This window comes from Anaerotardibacter muris (assembly GCF_943192915.1).
Lineage (GTDB): Bacteria > Actinomycetota > Coriobacteriia > Coriobacteriales > Eggerthellaceae > Anaerotardibacter > Anaerotardibacter muris.
The window spans coordinates 212935-236490 of record NZ_CALPCD010000003.1; the positions used below are offsets into that span (position 1 = coordinate 212935).

22 protein-coding genes are annotated in these 23556 nt (G+C 53.7%); 4 read left to right on the plus strand and 18 right to left on the minus strand.

Annotation, left to right across the window (positions count from 1 at the left end; genetic code table 11):
- Positions 1–32: 32 nt before the first annotated feature.
- Entirely contained in the window at positions 33–563 is a 531-nt protein-coding gene (gene def / locus NFR25_RS04135; protein ID WP_420840604.1) for a peptide deformylase, read from the minus strand.
- Between the two features lie 98 nt (positions 564–661).
- On the minus strand, positions 662–2512 hold the full coding sequence (gene dnaG / locus NFR25_RS04140; RefSeq protein ID WP_251197984.1) for a DNA primase: 1851 nt from the start codon (positions 2510–2512) through the stop codon (positions 662–664).
- Between the two features lie 126 nt (positions 2513–2638).
- On the opposite strand from dnaG, the gene lpdD reads away from it, so the two are divergent.
- The 3 genes from lpdD (at position 2639) to NFR25_RS04155 (ending at position 5284) form a co-directional block, all read left to right on the plus strand.
- The gene (lpdD, locus tag NFR25_RS04145; RefSeq protein ID WP_251197985.1) at positions 2639–3019 is read left to right on the plus strand and encodes a prenylated flavin chaperone LpdD; all 381 of its coding nucleotides are present in this window, start codon (positions 2639–2641) and stop codon (positions 3017–3019) included.
- A 120-nt stretch (positions 3020–3139) separates the two neighbouring features.
- Complete coding sequence (locus tag NFR25_RS04150; protein WP_251197986.1) at positions 3140–4600, plus strand: UbiD family decarboxylase; 1461 nt, start codon at positions 3140–3142, stop codon at positions 4598–4600.
- Between the two features lie 111 nt (positions 4601–4711).
- Positions 4712–5284 carry a UbiX family flavin prenyltransferase gene (locus tag NFR25_RS04155; protein WP_251197987.1) on the plus strand — a complete coding sequence of 191 codons (573 nt, stop codon included), beginning with the start codon at positions 4712–4714 and terminating at the stop codon, positions 5282–5284.
- A gap of 259 nt (positions 5285–5543) precedes the next feature.
- Here NFR25_RS04155 and ribF read toward each other — a convergent pair whose 3' ends face one another.
- From ribF to NFR25_RS04220, 13 genes are all read right to left on the minus strand, one after another.
- Positions 5544–6473 (minus strand): riboflavin biosynthesis protein RibF, encoded by a 930-nt coding sequence (gene ribF, locus NFR25_RS04160; RefSeq protein ID WP_251197988.1) that lies wholly within the window; start codon positions 6471–6473, stop codon positions 5544–5546.
- A complete protein-coding gene (gene truB / locus NFR25_RS04165) occupies positions 6457–7506 on the minus strand; it encodes a tRNA pseudouridine(55) synthase TruB (RefSeq protein WP_251197989.1) in 1050 nt (349 codons plus the stop codon). The genes ribF and truB overlap by 17 nt, the downstream gene beginning before the upstream one ends.
- The gene (locus NFR25_RS04170) at positions 7499–8554 is read right to left on the minus strand and encodes a DHH family phosphoesterase (RefSeq protein WP_251197990.1); all 1056 of its coding nucleotides are present in this window, start codon (positions 8552–8554) and stop codon (positions 7499–7501) included. Before NFR25_RS04170 ends, truB begins: the two co-directional genes overlap by 8 nt.
- Before the next feature lie 3 nt (positions 8555–8557).
- A complete protein-coding gene (rbfA, locus tag NFR25_RS04175; protein WP_251197991.1) occupies positions 8558–8932 on the minus strand; it encodes a 30S ribosome-binding factor RbfA in 375 nt (124 codons plus the stop codon).
- Positions 8933–8935: 3 nt separating this feature from the next.
- On the minus strand, positions 8936–11656 hold the full coding sequence (infB, locus tag NFR25_RS04180; protein ID WP_251197992.1) for a translation initiation factor IF-2: 2721 nt from the start codon (positions 11654–11656) through the stop codon (positions 8936–8938).
- 20 nt (positions 11657–11676) lie between these two features.
- Positions 11677–11946, minus strand: coding sequence for an RNase P modulator RnpM (gene rnpM, locus NFR25_RS04185; protein WP_251197993.1), 270 nt, complete (start codon positions 11944–11946; stop codon positions 11677–11679).
- Positions 11947–11954: 8 nt separating this feature from the next.
- Positions 11955–13175, minus strand: coding sequence for a transcription termination factor NusA (nusA, locus tag NFR25_RS04190; RefSeq protein WP_251197994.1), 1221 nt, complete (start codon positions 13173–13175; stop codon positions 11955–11957).
- Between the two features lie 3 nt (positions 13176–13178).
- On the minus strand, positions 13179–13658 hold the full coding sequence (locus tag NFR25_RS04195; protein ID WP_251197995.1) for a ribosome maturation factor RimP: 480 nt from the start codon (positions 13656–13658) through the stop codon (positions 13179–13181).
- A 354-nt stretch (positions 13659–14012) separates the two neighbouring features.
- Positions 14013–15935, minus strand: coding sequence for a CAP domain-containing protein (locus NFR25_RS04200; protein ID WP_251197996.1), 1923 nt, complete (start codon positions 15933–15935; stop codon positions 14013–14015).
- 212 nt (positions 15936–16147) lie between these two features.
- The gene (locus NFR25_RS04205; protein WP_251197997.1) at positions 16148–17182 is read right to left on the minus strand and encodes a zinc ribbon domain-containing protein; all 1035 of its coding nucleotides are present in this window, start codon (positions 17180–17182) and stop codon (positions 16148–16150) included.
- A gap of 15 nt (positions 17183–17197) precedes the next feature.
- Positions 17198–18718 (minus strand): 2-isopropylmalate synthase, encoded by a 1521-nt coding sequence (locus tag NFR25_RS04210; protein ID WP_251197998.1) that lies wholly within the window; start codon positions 18716–18718, stop codon positions 17198–17200.
- Between the two features lie 81 nt (positions 18719–18799).
- Positions 18800–19138, minus strand: a complete 339-nt coding sequence (locus tag NFR25_RS04215; protein ID WP_251197999.1) for a P-II family nitrogen regulator — start codon at positions 19136–19138, stop codon at positions 18800–18802.
- Positions 19139–19168: 30 nt separating this feature from the next.
- The gene (locus NFR25_RS04220) at positions 19169–20446 is read right to left on the minus strand and encodes an ammonium transporter (protein WP_251198000.1); all 1278 of its coding nucleotides are present in this window, start codon (positions 20444–20446) and stop codon (positions 19169–19171) included.
- 170 nt (positions 20447–20616) lie between these two features.
- Here NFR25_RS04220 and NFR25_RS04225 point away from each other — a divergent pair, with 170 nt between their 5' ends.
- Positions 20617–21180 (plus strand): GNAT family N-acetyltransferase, encoded by a 564-nt coding sequence (locus NFR25_RS04225; RefSeq protein ID WP_251198001.1) that lies wholly within the window; start codon positions 20617–20619, stop codon positions 21178–21180.
- A 25-nt stretch (positions 21181–21205) separates the two neighbouring features.
- On the opposite strand, the gene dxs is transcribed toward NFR25_RS04225, so the two are convergent.
- From dxs to NFR25_RS04240, 3 genes are all read right to left on the minus strand, one after another.
- Positions 21206–23080 (minus strand): 1-deoxy-D-xylulose-5-phosphate synthase, encoded by a 1875-nt coding sequence (dxs, locus tag NFR25_RS04230; RefSeq protein ID WP_251198002.1) that lies wholly within the window; start codon positions 23078–23080, stop codon positions 21206–21208.
- Positions 23081–23129: 49 nt separating this feature from the next.
- Complete coding sequence (locus NFR25_RS04235) at positions 23130–23408, minus strand: exodeoxyribonuclease VII small subunit (protein ID WP_251198003.1); 279 nt, start codon at positions 23406–23408, stop codon at positions 23130–23132.
- A partial coding sequence (locus NFR25_RS04240) for a transcription antitermination protein NusB (RefSeq protein ID WP_275556937.1) occupies positions 23395–23556 on the minus strand: 162 nt, incomplete at its 5' end. The genes NFR25_RS04240 and NFR25_RS04235, both read right to left, overlap by 14 nt.

Below are 23556 nucleotides of genomic sequence, written 5' to 3' on the forward strand. Positions count from 1 at the left end.
CCCCTACCCTATCCTCGTGTTCGAAGCAGAACTTAAGAGACTTCGCCTGGGCGAGCGCCACGTGCGATAGCATCTTGATATTCATGCAGAGCTTTCACCTTGTTGATGGGGCTGCAGGCTTCGAAGAGCGTGATGCCGTTCAAGTGGTCGATCTCGTGCTGCAGGCAGCGACCTAGCAGTCCGTCGCTCTCGATCAGGCATTCGTTCCCATCCAGATCGAAATAGCGTACGCGCGCGAACGGCTGGCGCGTAACGGGCACACTTATTCCGGGAACCGAAAGGCAGCCTTCCCCTTCTTCAACTGGATCGCCTTCAAGAGCGACGATCTCAGGGTTCACCAGAAAGATAGGATCGGGCTCTTCTTCAGGGTCGTTGCAATCGATGACCACCAATCGTTTCAAAATGCCAACTTGAGGAGCTGCGATGCCACATCCATTGTTCTTGTACATGGTGGCAGCCATGCGGTTAGCAAGCTTCTTCAAGGATCTATCATTCAGATCGCACTCTTCACAAACGGTCAACAAACCAGGGTCTGGTGCAGTGACGATATTCAAGGTCTTCAACGTCTCATCCAATCTTGGTCGAAAGCGGTTTCATGAACGGAGCAGCGAAAATGCGCTTCCGGGTGGTATTTCGCGCCTAGTATAGCAAGAAGTTATCGCTATTGTGTGATTTCGGGATCGATATGTCTATTTCGCAGCGAATTCAGATCACCCTGGATGGCTACGATGGTCTTGAACAGCTCATCGCGTTCTTCTGAGGTGAGGTGGTCAGAATTCTTGAGCTGGCTGGTCATCTCTTCGACTGTTTCTTCAAGATCGCCGATGGTCAGATCATCTGAGAGATACTTGAGCGAATCATAGGCCGAAGTGGTTCCCTGCACGACCGAAGAGGTGAGCACTTTCGAAGCATACGCATTTCGCTGCTGAGCCTGAAGAAGAACATCGGCCACGGTGATGGTGGGGTTCGCGGACAAGATGTCCACCAAAAGTTCTGCGAGCTGCTGATGGACGCTCTCATGCCAATGGGTCTGCAGAAGAGCACTATAGAAATCAGGGGCCATAGCGGGATTCTGTGCGACCAGGCTCAAGAATTCACGTTCGCTGCGCAAACGATTACGTTCTGCAACACTGAGCACGCGAGGGGCCTGCTGCGGCTGAGCTTGGGCTTGCTGGTCGTCATAGGTTCGCTGCGGACGCAGCGTGGATAGCTGATCGATGACCATCTGCTCTGCAACATGGACCGCACCCGCAATATAGACCGCATATTCATTCGCCAGGATGGAGTCTTTGATGGGCGCCAACACCGAAAGCGCTTCTTGAACAGCACGTGCCTTGTTCTCGGGGCGCGAGATGTCGAAACGTGCGATGCGGCGGTCGATGCCGTATTTGAGGAGAGGAGAAGCGCTATCGAGCAATTCTTGCATCGCTTCAGCGCCTGCTGCTTTCACGTACTCAGCTGGATCCATATTGTCTGGGATGGTTGCGGCATATAAGTCGATGCGCATGATGCCCGCTTCAGGGGTCATGGATGAATCGATGAACTCAAGTGCGCGATCGGCCGCGCGCTGACCTGCTGCATCGCCATCGAACAAATAGATGATCTTGGATTTCGCGTGATGCGAAAGAATGCGGATATGTTGGCGCGTCAGCGAAGTTCCGAGCGTGGCGACACTGTTGGTGAAACCTGCTTCATGCAATGCGATAACATCCGTGTAGCCCTCTACGATCACCGCAACTCCCGTAGAGGCCATGGTCTTCTTCGCCTTATCAAGTCCGTAGAGGACTTCGGATTTGTGGAAGATGGGGGTCTCGCCCGAATTAAGGTATTTCGGCTCACCCTGATCGATCACGCGACCACCAAAGGCGATGCATTCCCCTTTCACATCATTGATAGGAAACATCACGCGGTTGAAGAATCGATCGTTAAGATCGCCCCCATTGCGCCCACGAACAGCCACGTTCGCAGAGACCATCTCTTCTGCGGTGAAACCCTTGGATCGCAAATGATTCACAAGCCTGCGCCTACCGGGAGCAAAGCCCAAGTTCCATGTTTTAGGCACTGATCCACCTAGATCGCGCCCAGATAGATACGTTCGCGCTGCCTGAGCCTCAGGGGAATCTTCGCGCATCAGCAAAAGATGATAGAAAGCAGCGGTCTCGCGACATACATCACGCAAACGCCCACGCTTGCTCGAGGTACGTCGATCTGCCTCGCTTTCATGCAATTCGATGTTCGCACGGCGCGCAAGGAAACGGACCGCATCAACGAAACCTACGTCATCCATCTTCTGGATGTAAGAGATGATGTCACCACCTTCGCCACAGCCAAAGCAATGCCAGGTCTGAGTGGAAGGATCGATCTTGCACGAAGGGGTCTTCTCTTGATGGAACGGACAACAACACCAGAAATCACGCCCCTTGCGCTGCACGCGCGTGCGCTCAGAGAATAGCTCGACCAGATCGTTCGCGTCGCGAACCTGGCGGATATCTTCCTCAGAAAATACGGGCATGAATCTATTTCACTCTCTAAGCTTATACAGTATGATGCACTTAAGTCGTATATATCTCGTATGTATTTTAGTGTATATCACGGCTTGCGCGCTCGGCAGATTCTCGAGCGCACGAAAGGTGCGGTTATGCCACGGAGCTGGGTTTATGAACATCCGATCGGAACGCTCGATCTGAGCGTTCAGCACCTTGGCGCGCATCTGGTCGTCTGCATCTCTGGTAGCGATGTTCCCCACATAGGAAGCGTGGTGCTCGCAACACCGCGTCCTTCTCTTTCAGGCTCAGGGGCGAGCGCAACTTCTTCAGTGTTGAATCGCATTGGTCACAAAGACGAATTCGTTGGACGCATCGTTGCTGAAGTGCTCGCTTCACAACTCGATACGGTAGTTTGCTGCGTGTGCGGGGTCCACAAGGATGATGCGAGCGCAGACCAGATCGCAGCCTGTGCGCCCCTTGGTGACGAACTGGCGGCTTTCTTGCTCGAACGCATCCCTCACAACACCGCATAGATCAACGTCGCCTCTCTGAGCGACCTCGTCCCCCTGCTTTATCCGCGAGATCATTCACGACCCCATCCACGACCTCATCGACCACAAGCCACCCAACCACCACGATCGAAAGGCTCTACCATGAACAAGATCCACGACCTGAGAAGCGCGATCGATTTTCTCAAGACCCAACCAGGCCAGCTTATCGAGACTGATGTTGAAGTGGACCCGAACGCTGAACTATGTGGTGTTTATCGTCATATCGGCGCAGGTGGTACGGTACAACGACCTACGAAGACCGGACCAGCTATGATCTTCAACAACATCAAGGGCCACCCCGATGCTCGCGTATTGATCGGCCTCTTGGCAAGTCGAAAGCGTGCAGCAGAGCTCATCGGAGTCGAACCTGACCGCATCGCTTACGCGCTCAACGATGCCGTGAACCATCCTATCGAGCCGCGCTATCTTGGTGCTGAAGATGCCAAATGCCAGGAGGTCGTTCATTTGGCCACTGAAGAAGGTTTTGACGTGCGCAAGCTTGTTCCTGCGCCCACGAATACGCCCGAAGATGCTGGCCCCTACATCACCTTCGGCATGTGCTATGCAACTGACCCTGAAACTGGTGAACACGATGTCACCATCCATCGCCTGTGCTTACAGAGCGCAGATGAGATATCCATCTACATGGTGCCAGGCGCGCGCCATATCGGCGCATTCTACGAAAAGGCCGAGAAGCTCGGTAAACCACTCCCTATCTCGATCAGCATAGGCGTGGATCCCGCGATCGAATTGGCAACCTGTTTCGAACCGCCCACCACTCCGCTCGGCTACGACGAGCTAACCGTTGCAGGCGCACTGCGCGGTGAAGGCGTGGGGCTCGTTCCTTGCCTTACCATCGATGAGCACTGCATCGGGCATGCTGAATATGTGATCGAAGGCGAACTGCTTCCTGGTGTGCGTGTCGAAGAGGACCAGAATACCCACACAGGCAAAGCGATGCCTGAATTCCCTGGCTACACAGGTCCCGCGAATCCATCGCTTCCCATCATCAAAGTGAAGGCTGTGACCACGCGCAAGGACCCCATCATGCAAACCTGCATCGGGCCGTCCGAAGAGCACGTCTCGCTCGCAGGCATTCCTACTGAAGCCAGCATCATCCAACTGATCGAAGCTGCCATGCCGGGGCGCCTGGCGAATGTCTACTGCGCAAGCCCTGGCGGTGGCAAGTTCATGGCCGTGCTCCAGGTGCGCAAGGACCAGCCGTCTGACGAGGGTCGCCAGCGCCAGATGGCACTGCTCGCGTTCTCAGCGTTCAGCGAGTTGAAGCATGTATTCTTGGTCGATGAAGACGTGGATCCCTTCGACATGAACGACGTGCTCTGGGCGATGAACACCCGATTCCAAGGTGATGCCGATATCATCACGATCCCTGGCGTGCGTACGCATCCGCTCGACCCTTCGAACGATCCGTGCATGTCGCCTTCCATCAGGGATCATGGCATTGCCTGTAAGACCATCTTCGATTGCACGGTCCCCTATGCCGAAAAGGATCGCTTCCAACGCGCCCAGTTCATGGATGTCGACCCCACCCATTGGCTCTAGATCCATCCCGGACACTTCGGGGACAGGTCCCAAAGTGTCCGGGACAGTTTCGGACCTGTCCCCATTTTGTCCAGGACAGTTTGGGGACAGGCCAGATGAATGAGAGGAACTATGAAACGGATCATCGTTGGCATAAGTGGCGCAAGCGGCTCTCCGCTCGCGTTGCGCTTCCTGAAGGCGCTTCACCAGCAGGAAGAAGTGGAGGTGCATCTAGTCGTTACCAGCTCTGCGCTCCTCACCGCTTCATACGAACTCGCTGATATGAACGAAGCCGAGAATCCCTATCTTCCTTACGCAGACCATTTCCACGGTCTCGATTCACTCGATGCCACCATATCGAGCGGTTCTTTCCCGATCGATGCAATGGTGGTTATCCCGTGCAGTATGAAGACCGTCGCTGGCATAGCGAGCGGCTACACCGAAAACCTGCTCCTCCGCGCAGCAGACGTGACCATAAAAGAGAAGCGACCCCTTATCTTGGTCGCCCGCGAAAGCCCCTTGAGCCCGATCCATTTGAAGAACCTAACGTATCTCTCGACACTTCCTACCGTGAGCATCGTGCCGCCCATGCTCACCTACTACAGCGGCCAAGAAACCATAGAGGATATGGAAGACCACACCATCGGCAAGATCTTCAACCTGATGGGTCTAGAACACACACCCTACCGCCGCTGGAATCCGTAAGGAAGCACGTCATTATTTAACCTGTCCCCAAAGTGTCCGGGACAGAATTGAACCCGTCCCCATGTTTTGCGCAAGCAGCGAGGATGTAGGGATGGGGTCATAGATTCACTCTGAACACTAATAAAAAATATAGAACCCGCCAAAGCGGGTTCGTGTAAATAAAGCATGAAGCAGTGCAGCGCATGAGCCCGAAGGGCGAACAGCGAAACGGGTGAATCCGAGACCCCGCCCCTGCAGCCTCGCTGCTTGCGAGACAGACTTACAAGGGCAGTGTGTTGCGGACGTGATCGATGTTCGAAAGGATGGTCTTGATGAGCTCATCAACGGAATCGAACTTGATCATCGGACGAATATATTCAACGAACTCAGCGGTGATCTGATCACCGTAGATATCTTGATTGAAATCGAGGATGTGCACTTCCATGGTGGCTTTCGTCTTGTCCTCGAACACAGGTGAAACACCCACCGCGATAGCCGCACGATACTTGATACCGTTCACGTAGGCATAACCGCCATAAACGCCCTCAGAGAGCGTCTGACGATTCGCGGGCACGATCAGATTCGCCGTACTGAATCCCATATCCATGCCCTCACCACGGCCAGGCTGTACTTCATCGGTGATCGAGTAGGGGCGTCCGAGCAAACGCTCAGCTTCTGCCAATTCATGCTCTGCCAGATAATTGCGAATGCGCGTAGCCGTGATAGGGAGACCTTCTTCGCTCTGAAGGTTATGCGCATCGATATGACACGTATTGGTTGCAGCCCATTCACCAAGGTCAGCAACGCTGCCTGCGGCGCGAGCTCCGAAATGGAAATCCAGACCGACATGCAGATGAGCAGGCACAGAACCTTTGAAGGTCTGCTGCAAGAATTCGAGCGGGCTAAGCGCAGCGAATTCAGGAGTAAAACGCAATACCACCACCGCATCAACGCCGCTGCGCGCGAGCATCTCGATGCGTTGTTCGTTGCTCATGAGCTTCTTCAGTCTCTCAGCATGGAACAATTCATCAGGATCGATATCGAACGTGAGTGCGATGCTACGTCCACCATCTTCTTGCGCGGTACGCATCGCACACTCGAGAAGATAACGATGGCCTCTATGAACACCATCGAAGACACCGAACGCACATGATGCGTTCTCGAAGATCGAATAGTCGAATGAATCGTCAATATTATAGATTCGAGCCACGTTCAACTCCTATCGGGAAGACGCATTGGGCTACGAAGCGCCCCGCAGACCCATCGAACTTGTAAAGAGCCTTGATACGATTATCAACAACAAGCGCCACCACTTCCCCATCAAAACAAGGATCAGACGAAGGAAACACTTGAGTGGTGCAGCAATATTCATCATGGGTAAACGATGGGAGCGCAACATTGAGGGCGAGCGCATCTGCAGGCAACGCATTGCCGTTATCGATTGCCGCCCGAGCATCTTCACCGCGTATGAATGCATAGCGCATGTTCAACAACTGAAGTGGGTCGATCTGGGCACAACGCGGATCTTCTTCGAATTGCTCAAGCGTTGCACACATATCAAGAGAGAGGCTATCGAGCGCTACACGCTCCAGACGAGAAACGAAAGCACCACAACCGAAGCGCTTCCCTAGGTCGCGCGCGATCGAGCGCATATAGGTCCCACCAGAGACTTGCATGGTCACACGCCAGACAAGAACATCCTGATCGACATCAAGAGGGTGTTCGAGCAGGCTGTTGACCTGCGCTTCTTCAAGACCATCAAAAGCGGCCGAGAACACTTCGAAATCGCGCGGCTTCAGATCGATGACACGCCCTTTGCGCGCCGCGTCATAGGACTTTTGACCGCCAACCTTGACCGCCGAATAAACAGGCGGCAGCTGCTTGCCAGGTCCTTTTAAAGACGCGATCACATCTTGGGCATAAGCTTGCGAATAGAGGCATTCTGGGATCTCGCCGCTGGTCGTAACTTCACCTTCAGCATCATCAGTAGTGGTAGAACAGCCAAAGGCGATATCCATAACATAGGTCTTCGCGTGTCCGCTGAGATAAGCGTCAAGACGCGTTGCAGGACCAACAGCTACGCAGAGGACACCTGATGCCAAAGGGTCGAGCGTGCCAGTATGGCCGATGCGCTTTTCACCAAGCACCCTGCGGCAACGATTGACCACATCATGAGAAGTGAGACCTTTGGGCTTCTCGAGCGCGAGCATCAGAGAAAGGCCCGATGCTCCTCGTTTAGCCATCGAGCTCAACTCTCTGTTCTGAAAGAAGCTCGCGTAAGCGCTGAGTAGCCGCAGGAGCCTCTTGGGCAAAGCAGTCTTCGAACACTTTCGATGGTACCGCTGCACATGCTTCGAAGAGCGATCCACGGAACGTGAGACCTGCGGCTGCACGATGACCTCCGCCGCCGAAGAAACGAGCAACTTGAGCCACATCGGTATCATCCTTGGCGCGTAGGCTGCCACGGATCACGCCTTCCCCATTCTCTTTGAGGATAAGTGCCACACGCACGCCAGCAATACCGCGCAAGACATCGATGAGGATCTCGGCATCGTCACGGATCGCACCGATCCGATCAAAATCAGAATCTTTCAAATACGAGAAGACGAACTGGCCATCACAGAAGAACATCATGCGTTCGAGCACGACCTGTTCAAGACGAAGCGATGCGAGCGAGCGGCTCTGGAAGAACTCGCGTGCTACCACGTTCGGTTCTGCGCCCGCTTCGACCGTTTCTGCTGCATGGATCAGGCATGTTGGATCGGTGTTCTGATAGGAGAAGCGCCCCGTGTCGGTCATGATGCCCGTGAGCACGCACAAAGCCTGTTCGGCATCGATGCATCCAAGGATCTTCAGCAGCTCCCAAATAAGGTCGCAAGCTGCAGCCGCATCAGGATCGACATAGTTCAGTTGCGCCATGGAAGTATCGGAAGCATGATGATCGATAGTGATGCATACGGGGGCACGATCATGTACTGCAGCAGCATCTTTCAATCGGTCGAGATTCGGAACATCGACCGCGATGAAAACCTCGATATCTTCCGTGAATTCCGCTGCAGGAACCAGCTCATCTGAGCCAGGCAAGAAGCAAAGCTTCTGCTCGATCGGTTGCGGCGTTGCCAGCAAGCCCGTTGCTTGCTTGCCTAGCGCACGCAGGCCCGCTACTAACGCCAACTGCGAGCCAAGACAATCACCGTCAGGGTTCACGTGACCGCAAACCGCGAAGCGATCATGCTCTTTAATGCATGCAGCGATCTTATCAAGCGTAGTGTTAGAGAGCGACGTGAGCACGCACTAGTCCTCTTCGGTATCTTCGCTACTGCTGCTATTGCGTTCAGCATCGGCGTTCAGAGCCTGCGCGATGCGTTCAGCATTGTCGACGCTCTTATCAAGGTGGAAACGCAGTTCAGGAGCCACGCGCCACGACAGCTTCTTCGCCATAAGCGAACGGATGCGACCCGCAGCTGCATTGAATGCCTGGGCTACTTCCGTGTAGCGAGAAGGCTCGGTCGAATAATACACGTTGGCAACTGAACGGTCATAGCTCACTTCAACACCCGTGATGGTGACCATATCCAAACGCGGATCGGATATCTCGAAGAGCAAGATCTCAGAGATGACCTCACGAGCCTGCTCGTTCACGCGCCTATTGGAAGAACTCTGCTTCATAGCTTATTCAGTCCTCTCCACCTCGACGATGCGGAAGCCTTCGATGTGGTCACCGATCTTGATGTCCTGGTAACCTGCGATGCCGATACCGCATTCATAACCGCGAGCAACGCTCTTGACGTCGTCCTTGAAACGACGGAGGCTTTCGATCTCGCCTTCGTAGATGACCGTACCATCACGTACGATGCGAACCTGGTCATCGCGGCTGATCTCGCCTTCGAGGATATAGCAACCAGCGACCACGCCGATCTTGGGCACCTTGAAGGTCTCACGAACCTCGGCGATACCAGTATCTTCTTCAACGATGTCAGGTGAGAGCAGACCAACACGTGCAGCGTTGATGTCTTCGATAGCCTGATAGATAACACGATAAAGACGGATATCGACCTTTTCACGAGCAGCCACTTCGCGCGTCTTACCCGTTGGGCGCACGTTGAAGCCGATGATGATAGCATCGGATGCCGCCGCCAGCGTAACGTCGGTTTCAGTGATGCCGCCGACTGCAGCATGGATGATATTGATCTTGACCTCGGACTGATCCATCTTGTCGAAGGCATCGCGCAAGGCTTCGATAGAGCCTGCCACGTCAGCCTTCACGACCAAGTTCAGGTCGGTGGTCTTGCCTTCTTCGATGCGTGCGAACAGGTCATCAAGGTTCATATGCGAACGTGCTTCCTGCTTCGCCAAACGCTCGCGCAATGCGCGCTGTTCAGCCAAGCGGCGAGCGTCGCGTTCGTCCTCGAATACGCGGAATTCGTCACCAGCCGTAGGCACTGAATTCAAGCCAAGGATCTCGACTGGATCTGCTGGACGAGCTTCGTCAACATGGACACCGCGCGGATTCACCAATGCGCGAACCTTGCCATAGGAAGTGCCCGCCACAACAACGTCGCCAGTCTTCAAGGTACCACGGTCGACCAGCACGGTTGCCACCGAACCGCGACCCTTGTCCAAGTTCGCTTCGATGACGAAGCCCGATGCCAGCGCATTGGGGTTCGCCTTCAGTTCGAGCACATCAGCCTGGAGCAGGATGGTCTCGAGCAGGTCATCGATATGCAGGTTCTGACGCGCGGACACGTCAACGAACATATTCTTGCCGCCCCACTCTTCAGGGATGATGCCATGCTCGGTAAGCTCAGTGCGAACACGCTCAGGGGTTGCGCCAGGCTTGTCGATCTTGTTCACGGCAACAACGATAGGAACGTTAGCCGCATTCGCATGATTGATAGCCTCAACTGTCTGAGGCATGACGCCGTCGTCCGCCGCAACGACCAGAACAACAACGTCAGTGACCTTAGCACCACGTGCACGCATTGCAGTAAATGCTTCGTGGCCAGGGGTGTCGATGAAGGTGATCTGGCGACCATCGATATTGACCACCGATGCGCCGATATGCTGAGTGATGCCGCCGGCCTCGTTTTCTGCAACACCAGTGGAGCGGATCGCGTCGAGCAACGAGGTCTTACCATGGTCAACATGACCCATAACAGTGACCACAGGAGGACGCGGCAGAAGATCAGCCTCAGAGTCGTTATAGACAACGGCGAATTCTTCTTCAGGTGAAACGACGCGCACCTTACGGCCCAGGTCGTCTGCGATCAGCTCGATAAGGTCATCGCTCATGGTCTGGGTGAGCGTGAGCGCAGATCCCAGCAAGAACAAACGCTTGATAACATCATTCGGAGAGACATCGAGCAGTTCAGCGAATTGAGCAACGGTCGAGCCTTGCGCCACCTCGACGACCGAGTCATCGAGCACGAGCGTAGGATCGAGACCCTTCTCCAGCGCTTCGAGCTCAGCGCGCTCACGTGCCTCCGCTTCACGCTTCTCCTTGCGCTTCTTACGCCTACCCTGACTTTCATGGGTAGCAGCTTCAACAGCTGCGCGTGCCTCTGCAAGAACCTTATCACGCTGGAACTTCTCCGCCTGCACAGCCAGCTGAGCATAGCGATCCTCACCCTGGGTGGCATTGTTCTCAAGTTCTGGAACCGAAGGCTCGAAGCCTTTGCGCCTATCGCCCTTCTTGCCGCGACCGCGGCCACCTTGGTTACCACGATCGGGAGCCTGATTGCTCAAGCGCTCGCGTTCGTTGTTGATCTGATCGAGCAACGATGCGAAGCCGCCTACCGCACTTGCAGGAGCCGCCTTCTTCGCAGCCTGCTTCTTACCCTTGTTATTGCGCGACTGAAGGGCCTCTTCGACCGCCTGCTTCTTGGCAACATCAGCTGCACGGGCTTCTGCATCTGCGCGCATACGCTCTTCGTGCGCTTCACGCTCAACACGCTCTCGCTCGCGTTCGATCTGATCGTTCAAGCTATCGAAGGGTGACGAGGATACCTTCTTCTGCTCAGCCGATTCAGCATCTTCTTTCTTTTGAGCGCCTGCGAAAGCCTCTTTTTGCTGATTTTCACGACGTGCGCGTTCAGCATCACGAGCCTGGCGTTCCTTCTCAACAGCAGCACGACGCGCAGCTGCCTCTTCAGCTTTCTGCGCTTCGATCTTAGCCTGCTCCTCAGCAAGCTTCTTCGCTTCTTCCTCTTCCAGCTTTCCTGCGCGCTGCTTGATCTCGGGTTCGAGATTCTGGCGGATCTTCTCCACATAGGCGTCCTGCAAGATGCTGGCGTGGCTCTTTGCGGGTATCTTCATATCCGCAAGGCGGGCCAAGAGATCTTTACTGGTCATATCGAACTCTTTAGCCAATTCATGTACACGCATACCGGCCATGTAGTCTCCTCGTCTACTACCTAGTCCAAAACGTCGCTCATCACATCTTGAGCGAGCTGTTCATACTTTTCCTTATCCACGCTCACACGCAACGCTCGGTCGAACTTGCGCGTTTGCAGGGCTTTCTCAAGGCAAGCGAGGCTGCACACATAGGCGCCACGCCCGTTCGCCTTACCTGTTGGGTCGTATTCGACCAACCCTTCAGGCGTGCGCACGATACGGATGAACTGCTGTTTCGAGTCGGTCTTGCGACACTCGATGCAGGTCCTTTGTTTCGTACGCTTCTCCATGCACGACCTTACTTGCTCTCCATGTCGGCATGGATGCCGCAGTAGAGGCTGCCAGGACGTGCATGATTGCGGCAACGTACGCCATCTGCGTCAACGTAAGCGCAGAGACCGTCGCTCACTACTTCTTCCTCTTCCTCGACCACATCGATGAGGTCTTCATCGGAAACGAGCGATTCGCCACCGAAGGAAGCAGGTTTGATGTCGATATGCCAGCCAGTCAAACGTGCAGCAAGACGTGCATTCTGGCCTTCCTTGCCGATAGCGAGCGAAAGCTGGTCATCAGGCACGATAACAGTGGCGTAGTTGTTCTCTTCGTCGATGAGCACGCGATTGACCTTGGCGGGCGAAAGCGCATTGGAAACATAGACCGCAGGATCTTCATCCCACTGGATCACGTCAACGCGTTCATTGCGCAAGCCTTCGACCACCATGCGAACACGAGAGCCCTTGGGCCCGACGCATGCGCCTACAGGGTCCAGGTTCGGCTCACGAGAAGCAACTGCGATCTTGGAGCGCTCACCTGGCTCGCGAGCGATGGACTTGATCTCTACCAGGCCGTCATAGATCTCAGGGACCTCGATCTCGAACAGACGACGGATAAGGTCAGGATGCGTACGAGACACCACGATGGAAGGACGGGCATGTTCGCCACGCGTCTTCGGGGTCTCTGCGTTCGGGTCGCGCACGTCAACGATGAGCAACTTCAGGCGCTGGTTGTGACGATAATGCTCATTACGCGGACGCTCGTTACGTTCGTTAGGATTACGCTTCAAGTCGTAATGAGGAAGCTCCGCCTCGACACCCTCGCGGATCTTGATGATGGTGAATTCTGGCGTACCCTGCAGGACCGTACCTGTGACCAGGTCTCCCACGCGGTCGGAGAATTCTTCGTAGATGGACTGGCGGCCAGCCTCACGCACAATAGCACTGATGACGTTCTTGGCGTTCTGAGCAGCGATACGGCTCACATCGTCAGGAGTAACGTCTCGCTCTTCGAATTCAGTGTATTCGCCCGTTTCTTCATCGGGCTCACCCACGGGAACCATCTCGTAGACGTAGATCTTGCCCGTCTGACGGTCGATGGTAACGCGTGCGTCCCATTCCAGATCGAGGATGTTCTGATAGCTCTTTGCCAACGATGCCTCAAGACGCTCGATAAGATAGAATTCATCGATCTTACGTTCGTGAGCGAGCGCTTGCAAAGCGTCTATCAATTCTGAGGTTGCCATTACCTATCCCTTCTTCGCATTGAAATCTATCGTTGCAATGATATGTGCCTTCTTGATGATGTCATACGGGATCGCTTCGGTGACGCCATCGACGTCGAGCAAGACCGTATCACCATCAACCCCGGCAAGCTTGCCGGTATATTTCGTTCGGGAATCAAGCGGCTGGGTAAGAACCAGGTGCGCTTTTTCTCCCGTGAAACGCTGAAAATGCTCCAATGTGCGCAAAGGACGGTCGATACCTGGAGACGAAACTTCCAAGGTGTAAGCGCCTGGGAACGGATCGATAGCATCCATCATTTCGTTAATCCAAGCTTGGGCACTTGATAGCTCATCGAAGCCCACTCCCCCTTCACAGTCGATATAGACCCTAATAGTAGGAGCTTTTTTCGAGCCAATAATATCGACCGTTACGATTTCGATCCCTTCTTCGGTGGCTTTGGGAAAAAGCGCATCGAGCAGTTGTTGTTCTTTTGCAGTGAGCACGTTTCTCTTCAACCCCCTTAGAAACAAAAGAAGCGGGACAAGCCCACTTCCTGAAAAATCGAAAGTATGCGCACCGAAGTGCGAATACTTTTATACCATACTTCAAGCGTACATACAAACACCCGTGCCGCTCACCTGGTCAAAAGTAACGAATTGAGGGTGTCCAGGCGAGATTCGATCAACAGACATGGCCTAGTAATGAAACTGACCGGGTCCAAAACCATCAACATAGGACCGAACCCGATCAGAGATCGAGAGCTCGCCGAAAGCGAGCTCTCATGATCGAATCTAAACACGAATGGGATATTTCAAGCTATTCCTTTTTCCAGAACAAAAGGAACCCACTCCTGTTGATTATTTCTTAGCGCCCTTCACCCAGGCACCGTTTGCTCCTACGTAGTAGCGGTCATTATCGACCCAGGAGTTGGTAGCCATGTAGCCACTAGAGCCAACCCAGTATTTGCCCGAGATCCAAGATTCCATGACCATAGCGCCTGAACGATTGTAATAGCACCAGCCGCCACCTTCGTAGTTCCAGCCAGTGACCATAGCGCCTGAAGACTTCAGGTAATAGATCTTACCGCTGACCAGTACCTTTCCTGAGAGCATCTCACCATCGGAATCAAGGTAATACCACTTTCCGCCAGTCTTCAGCCAGCCGGTCTTCATAGCGCCAGAACCTGCGAAGTAGTGCCATTTGTTAGAGATCTTCTGCCAACCTGTGATCATCTTGCCAGAGCTGTTGGAATAATAGGTGGAATTACCGACCTTATACGAACCAGTCTTCATCACACCAGTTGAGGGGTCAAGATAGTACCACTTGTTCTTGACCTTCGCCCAGCCCTTAGCCATCGCGCCTGAAGAGTTGTAGTAATACCAGCTCGAACCTTCTTGCTTCCAGCCCGTATGCATCGCGCCTGAAGAGTTCAGCAGATAATTCTTGCCCGAGATGGTCTGCTTGCCCGTGAGCATCTTGCCAGAAGAATTCAGGTAGTACCACTTTCCGCCAGTCTTCAGCCAGCCGGTCTTCATAGCGCCAGAGCCAGCAAAATAATACCAATCGCTGTTGCCCGTGGCATGCTGCCAGCCAGTCTTCATCCAGCCCTTGCTATCGAAATAATAAGTTGCCGAACCGATCTTCTTCAAGCCTACTGCATAAGAGCCATTGGTATAGCGATACCACCAGCGGCTACCGCTCTTCACCCACTTACCCGAAGAAGCGGCCGTGGCATTCGAGCCTGAAGAGGAGTTATTGAGAGAACCAGAAGTATTACCGCCACTCGAGACCGTACTGGTAGAGGTTCCCGTCGTTCCGAAATCGATCGCTGACGTAGCCGTGAGCACGACCGATTCAAGCTGACGATTCTTCGCCGTGATGGTCACTCGACCTTCAGCCTTCACGATGACAACACCACTCTGATCGACCGTTGCGATACTAGAATTCGAAGAGGACCATGCGAACGTAGAATTACCTACCGTTGTCTTGTAGTCCCTCCATGTCGAGCTTGCTGCCACGAGTGGAAGATTCGTGTTCACGATGGCGTAGGTGGTCGAAGCACCCTTCTTCACCGTAGAAGCAACGGTCTTGCCGAAGGAAAGATCCAGATTCTTCGCAAGAGCGCTGATAGTATAGGTCTTGTTGCTGTCAAGAGCCGCGGTCGTGCCCGCACTATGGTTGGGATTACCGAACAGTTCGATCCAGTAGGTAACACCGTCCACGCTGAACGATGCCGCAGCCATGCACGAGAATTGGCTGTTCACCATATTCTTATAATGACCGTCTGAGCGCTTCCAGTTCTCATTAGCAGAAGAAGCGGTCATTGAACCTGATGCGGCCAAGATGTTCTCCGCCCAAACCGAATAACCAGTAGGGATGCAGGTTGCAAAGCTAGTACCATCGGGACGATCGTGACTGTAATAGATCGCGATCTCGGCTGCTCGTTGCATAGCAGCTTTCTCGAGCTCATAATCCCAGGTAAGATTATTGACCTTTGCCTCCGCACGAACTGCATTCACCTGATCGAGGATCTTACGCGCTTCAGTCTGGCTGTTCTTGCCCGTAACGAAGAGCGTAGCGGTGTTGGCAACAGCTCGCTCCTTAGAAGACTCGATCGAAGCAGCCGAATCAGCAGGACCAACATAAACTTCATCAGCATGAGCAGCCTTGGCTCCCAAAGCCACGCAGCATGCGAAAGCAAAACCGATCAAGAATGCCACGAAGGCTCGAGCAACGAGCTTTCGCGTTGAAATGGCAACACTATAAGAAGAACGAGACATCTATGGATCTCCTATCCTGTAAATTTGCTATCGCGATTATACGAATCTGATCATACTTCCTCAATAGATTTCGAAAGCGTCTTACAACACCCACACAAAGCACACTAACAGCGCCACACAGGCACAGAAAAGGTCAGGAAAAAGACCCAGACTAACTACGAATAGTCACGAATAGCCCGCACGGAATCGCGAGTTCGATCGCTGCCCTGCTCTTAGAAAGAGAGCTCAGGGAACGGAACTTGCGGGTAGAGCGTATCGAAGTCTCCGATCGACACCGACTTACCCTTATTCAGATCCTTCGCAAGCGGGGCCAGGATCGCTTCTGCTTCAGCCTTAGGATCAGCCGATGCCAAACTAACGTCCCAGCACTCTTTGATGACGCTCAAACGCGTGATGAGCAATTCATAGAGCTCGTTGATGTCGTCATAGGTTTCGAAATAGGGATTCTCTTCAGCAAGACCTAATTCATTCATCTCTTCGATGAGCTGCGCTTTCGAATCTGATATCGATTTGATCAGCGCGCTGCATTCGTCAGCATATTGCTGGCGCTTGGTCTTGTCGCTTGCGATGTAGTAGTTATTGAAATTCGAGACCACCGAACCAACTTGACCACGATAATTGCCCAGTGTTTGATAATTGTCACTGAGCTCTTTGAGGATGTTGGTCATGCGCAGCTGTTCGTCGTTGGTGGCTTCATCAGCGCTTTCTTCAGTAGCCACTTCTTCAGTGGTTTCCGTTTCGAGCACTTCACTGTTATCGAGCAGGCCAGCAGAATTAGCGATAGCTGCCGCAATAGCGATGACAGCGAACAAGACCACCAGCGTAAGGATTGCCTTCGTACGCGCCGAAAGACCCTTCTTCTTTTGGGGAGCCTGCACGAAGGTGCGCGCTTCAGCACTTTGCCCTTTCACCACCTGGCCATCGTCAGTGACCACCTTTGGCATGGGCATGGTGATATAAGGATCTTCTTCCTTGCCCACTACAGGAAGGTCGTCACCCTTAGATTTGTCGACGATATTGGTTTCGATCGCTTCTTCGGGATTGATGATGTTGCCGTCTTTATCGCGGTAGACGCGCTCAGGAACAGGCGGCAGCTTGGTCGTTGAATCAGGGCCTACGGTCTCCGCGTAGGTCACCTTCTCCTGAGCAGCTGCAACACGCTCCTGGATTTCCTCAACGGTCATACCGCAATTAGCGCATGCGGTTTCGCCGTCTTCGATCTTTCTTCCGCATTCGAGACAGAACACCGATACACATGCTCCCTACTGCTTATCAGCGATCAAGCGATTGAGCGCATTCACATACGCCTTCGCAGAGGAGACGATGATATCGCCATCGGAACCGCGGCCCGTGTAGACCGAACCATCTGCCGAGGTAACACGAATGGTGACCTCACCCAGAGCATCGATGCCGCGGGTAACGCTCTGGACCGAGAACTCAGAAAGGTCATTCTCGATGTCAACGATCTGGTTCACTGCACGATAGAGCGCATCGATCGGACCAGTACCGATAGAGCAAGCGCAGAATTCATTGCCATTCTTATCGACCAACGTGACCGTAGCAGTTGGCGTGAGCGGCTGACCACAAGAGATCTGAACACCTTTGAGCGTATAGGATTCTTCCTGGGTGCGGCCCTGTTCGCCTACGAGCGACTCAAGGTCTTCGTCGTACACTTCCTTCTTCTTGTCAGCCAAGTCAAGGAATGCGGTATGCAGGTCTTCGAAAGCCTGTCCTTCGATGTTGTAACCAAGCGCCTCAAGACGATGGCGTAGCGCAGCGCGACCCGAGCGAGCTGAGAGCACGATAGAGCTCTGACCAGCGCCGACCTCTTCAGGGTCGATGATCTCGTAGGTGGTGCGCTCTTTGATGACGCCATCTTGATGGATGCCTGATGAATGAGCGAATGCATTCGCACCCACGATAGATTTGTTCGGCTGGACCACGAAGCCCGTGATCGAAGAGACCAAACGAGAAGCGCGGATGAACTCACGCGTATTGATGTCGGTGTGAGCATCGAGCTCTTCGCCATGCATCTTGATGGCCATGACCACTTCTTCCATGGCAGTATTACCAGCACGTTCACCCAGGCCATTGATGGTGCATTCGATCTGAGTAGCGCCATTCTCAACACCCGCGAGCGAAAGCGCGGTTGCCATGCCAAGGTCGTTATGGCAGTGGACCGAAATAGAAGCCTTGTCCACGTTCTTGACGTTCTCCATCAAGAACTTGATGCGGCGACCGTATTCTTCAGGAAGCGAATAACCAGTAGTATCAGGGATGTTCACCACCGTTGCACCCGCATCGATGACCGCCTCAACGACCTTCGCGAGGAATTCGTAGTCTGAACGACCTGCGTCTTCGCAATAGAATTCAACATCTTCGACGAACTTCTTAGCATACTTGGTAGCGTGAACTGCGCGCTCGAGGATGACCTCAGGCGTGGTGCGGAGCTTGTCATAGATATGGCTGTGCGAAACGCCGATACCCGTATGGATACGAGGACGAGCGCAATTTGCCAGTGCCTCAGCCGCAGAATCGATGTCCTTTTCAACTGCACGCGTGAGCGCACAAACGATAGCCCTATCGCCTACTTCAGCAGCGATCTGCTGAACGCTCTTGAAATCGCCTGGAGAGGATACCGGGAAGCCCGCTTCGATCACATCGACATTGAGACGCAAAAGCTGACGCGTGATGACCAATTTCTCCTCGGAATTCATCGATGCGCCAGGCGACTGTTCGCCGTCGCGCAAGGTGGTGTCAAAAATAGCAATCTTGCGAGTCATCACGCGTTCCTTTCTCATGTTGATCGTGAGATTAACTATACCATCTTTCTATGCCGACACACGAAATCTCACAGGGGATTCTTAAAGCGCAGCGTTGTTTTCCTCCCCTGTTCGAATGCGTACGACACGCTCGATGTTCGATACGAATATCTTGCCATCGCCTACTTCACCTGTTCGCGTGGTAGCGATGATCACATCGACGATGTCATCCACTCGATCGTCATCAGCGATGATCTCGAATTTGATCTTAGGGACCATGTTCAAGATCACTTCGTTACCACGAACATATTCGCTCCATCCATGCTGGTTGCCACAGCCATGCACCTGCGAGATGGTCATGCCTGAAACATCAGCCTGGAAGAGCGCTTCTTTGAGCGGCTCGAGCATGGTTGGCCTGACCACTGCACATATACGCTTCATCTTCTGCTTCCTTTCCTTCAGATCGAGCCGTTAGTCCAAACCATTGAAGGCTGGATATGCCGACTCGCTGTGTTCGCTGATATCCATACCTGCAGCTTCCTGTTCCTTGGAGACGCGCAAGCTGCCACCGAAGAGCGCCTTCACTAAAAGACCGATGACCACAGCGCCAATGCCCACGAAGACGAGCGTCACCACGATGCCGAGCACCTGAGCACCGAGCAGTGTTGGATCGCCCGTATAGATAAGGCCGCCGAATGCCGTCCACGAAAGTTCCGGCACGCAGAAGATACCAGTGAGGATACCTCCTACGATACCACCGACCGCATGGCATCCGAACGCATCGAGCGCGTCATCGTATCCGATCTTGTTCTTCAAGTAGGACATAGCGAAGTAACAGATGGGAGATACGATCAAGCCCATCACGATGGCCGCCCAAGGCTCTACGAAGCCTGCTGCTGGCGTGATGACAACAAGACCCGCGATAAGCCCAGTGACCGCACCAACGAGCGTAGGCTTGCCTACCTTGATGCGTTCGACGAGCATCCACGAGAGCAGGCCAGCACCCGAGGCAACAACGGTATTCAAGATCGCAAGCGCCGCGATGCCATCTGCTGCGAATTCCGATCCCCCGTTGAAGCCGAACCAGCCAAACCACAGAAGCGTAACACCGAGCACCACGAGCGGGATATTGTGCGGACGATGGGCTGCACCGATACCGAACTCCTTGCGACTACCGAGCAACAAGCAGAGGATAAGGCCCGTGAAGCCCGAGCTGATGTGGACCACATCGCCACCAGCGAAGTCGAGCGCACCGATCTGTTCGCCGATGAAGCTGTCTTCCCCGCCCCACACCATATGAGCGAGCGGACAATAGATGACCAACATCCAAATGCTGACGAAGAGCAGCATCGCACCGAACTTCATACGTCCAGCGACCGCGCCCCAGATGATAGCACAGGTGATCATAGCGAATGCCGCCTGGAAGACCACGTCGATGATGGCGGGGTAAGCTGTACCATCAGCTGCGATATCGGCCTCGAAGAGCATGTCGCGCACAAGTCCCGTGCACCCTATCTGGTCGAAGCCGCCGAAGAAGGGATTGGTGCCATTGCCGCCGTACGCAAAGCTCCAACCCGCGATGATCCACAACACGCCCACGATGCCGATGATAGCCATGGACATGAACATGGTATTCACCACGTTTTTACGCCTGGCAAGTCCTCCGTAGAAGAATGCAACACCTGGCGTCATGAGCAACACCAACATGGTGCATACGAGCATGAATGATGTTGAGCCCGTATCGAACATGTTATGAACCTCCTTGCATAGCGCTGTTTCGTCACCTCTTCATCTTGCCAGTGCTCATGAGGTAAGATTCTTGCAGAGCGCATTGTTAACATTGGTGAAGAAAAAGCGAAACATCACCGACCCGTGATCGTTACATGTGCGAAATAAACCCAGGTAGATTGGATGTTCCTATGATCAAGCTCCAACAGATTGAACCCGTTCAAGACCTCGATGAACTCGCTCGTATGGCACACGATATCTGGTTCGAGTATTGGCCACAGTTCATTGGCGAGGATCAAACGCGCTATATGGTCGAGATGTTCCAATCTAGGGATGCGATCGCAGCCGATATCGCAGAGAATGGCTATGAATATTTCTTCGTAGTTGACGAAAATGGCAAGATTGTTGGATACGTAGGTGTTGCACCTGAGCGTTTTGCGGGACGCGAAGACGATCCCAAAGCAAATATCCATGGCGATGCGATCACGCCGCTCTACCCTGATCGACTTTTCATATCGAAGATATACCTGCTCGAAGAGGAGCGCGGCAAGCACTACGCCAGCCAGATCCTGAAACTGCTCACCGACCACGCTCGAGACCTTGGGCTCCAAGGAATGTACCTGACCGTGAACAAAGGCAACGAACTGGGAATTCGTGCCTACAAAGGCAATGGTTTCGACATCATCGAATCCGTAGAGGCTGACATCGGAAATGGCTTCGTAATGGACGACCACATCATGGCCTGCCCCGTCTAAACGATCTCCTGCTTGCGGGATTGAGTTACGAGAGTTTTTCTTGGATTTGGCGGGCGATACCTTGGGCATCGAGACCCAAGTCGGCGAAGAGCAAGTCCACCTTGCCTTGTTCGATGAATTCATCAGGAAGACCAAGCGAGAGCGTATCGACCTTGAGCCCTTCTTCACCCAACACCTCATGGACCGCTTCACAGGCACCACCGATGATGACCCCGTCTTCGATGGTCACCACAAGCTTCGTATCTGCTGCCATGCGTATTGCGTCCTTATCGATGGGCTTCACCCAGCGCATATCCACTACACGAGCTGATATCCCCTGCTCATTGAGTAGCTCTGCAGCATCAAGCGCATAGTTCACCATACGGCCGAATGCAAGGATGGCTACATCGCTGCCAGCACGTACTTCCTTCGAAACACCCTCTTCGAAAAGCTCGGGTTCGGCAGGCATATCCATACCAGGCGCCTCGCCACGAGGATACCGCACCAAAATCGGACCATCGAGAGCAAGAGCAGTATGGAGCGCCGAGGCAAGCTCTGGCTCATTGGAAGGTGCCAAGATGCGCACGTGTGGGACCATACGCGCATAGACCAGATCGAATACCCCATGATGCGTTGGACCATCATCCCCTACCAGACCCGCGCGATCAATGGCGAAGACCACGTTTGCCTGCGGTAATGCGGTGTTGATGATCAACTGATCGAGGGCACGTTGCATGAAGGTCGAATAGAGCGCCACCACTGGCTTCTTGCCGCCCATAGCAAGTCCGCTTGCCATAGCAACAGCATGCTCTTCTGCGATGCCAACATCGAAGAAGCGTTCAGGGTGCGTATCAGCGAATTGAGCGAGGCCAGTGCCATCGGTCATGGCAGCGGTTACCACCACTACCGAATCGTCAACCTCAGCCTCATGCTGAAGTGCCTTGGTGAATGCTTGCGTATACGTGAGGGCACCTGAAGACTTCTTCTTGCTCTGTCCCGTTGCAAGGTCATACGAGCCAACGCCGTGGAACTTCGAGGGATTCTGTTCAGCTGGTTCGTAGCCTTTGCCCTTCTTCGTGATGACGTGTACCAGCACAGGCGCATTCGCCGCGAAGGCATCTTCGATCGCATGCTTGAGCGCAGGGATGTTGTGGCCATCGATAGGCGGTGTGCAGATGATGCCAAGCGATTCGAAGAGCATCGAATCAGGCAAGATGAGCTGCTTGACCGATTCTTTAGCGGTCTTTCCCATCTTCACCAACGCCTTGCCCGCATTGCCGAATGATTCAAGACGCTCCTGTATCCCATCGCGGCTCTTACGATAATTGGAGCTCACGCGAATAGCACCAAGATGGCGTGCCATCGCGCCCACATTACGTGAGATAGCCATTTCGTTGTCGTTCAAGATGATGACCATCGGCGTTTGAGCTTGACCGATGTCGTTGAGCGCTTCGAACGCCATACCACCAGCAAGAGACGCGTCGCCGATGAGCGCGACCACCTTCTGATCGCTTCCTGAAAGATCGCGCGCGCGAGCAATGCCACAAGCTACCGAGAGCGAATCGGAAGCATGGCCCGAAGGATGCACATCGTGAGGATTAGAGCTTGGCTTAGGAAACCCTGAAAGACCCTTATACTGGCGCAACGTCTTGAATTCATCGCGTCGACCAGTAAGGAGCATGTGCGCATAGGATTGATGCCCCACATCGAACAAGAAGCGATCCTTGGGGGAATCGATAAGGCTATGAACTGCAAGGATGATCTCGACCGCGCCCAGGCTCGAAGCCACATGGCCGCCAGTCTCGGACGTGGTCCGCAATATCTCTTCGCGGATCTCTTCCGCAAGGATAGCAAGCTCATCGTCAGTGAGGAGCTTGAGCGCATCAGGGGATTCGATCGAGTCGAGTATTCGATTCGCCACCGCATCCTCCTTTTCAAAAATAAGACGAAGGGGAATTCCCCTGCTTCGTCTAGCGATCTTCGTTCATAGGTTGATCGGACTGAACCTGGGAAGCCTCTTCCGCATCCTCGATATCTTCAGGATCATCCGACCCTTCCTCATCATAACGAGCGTTACTCTCTGCCAGGTTCTCTTCCAGCAAAGATGAAGCGATAAGACCCAGCTCAACTGCCTCTTCATAGAGTTTCAGAGCATCATCGAGCGGGATGCTCTCGTCGCTGACCGCTTCAACGATCTGGTCCAGACGGCCCTTAACATCTTCAAAGCTCTGTGGATCATTCACCGTCATTCGAACCCTCCTCGAGCTTCGTTGCGATACGGCCCAGAATACCATTGATGAATCGCGGCGAATCTTCCCCACCGAATTCTTTCGCAAGGTTCACCGCTTCATTGATGGATACCGAAACGGGCACCTCATCAACGTATTGCATCTCGTA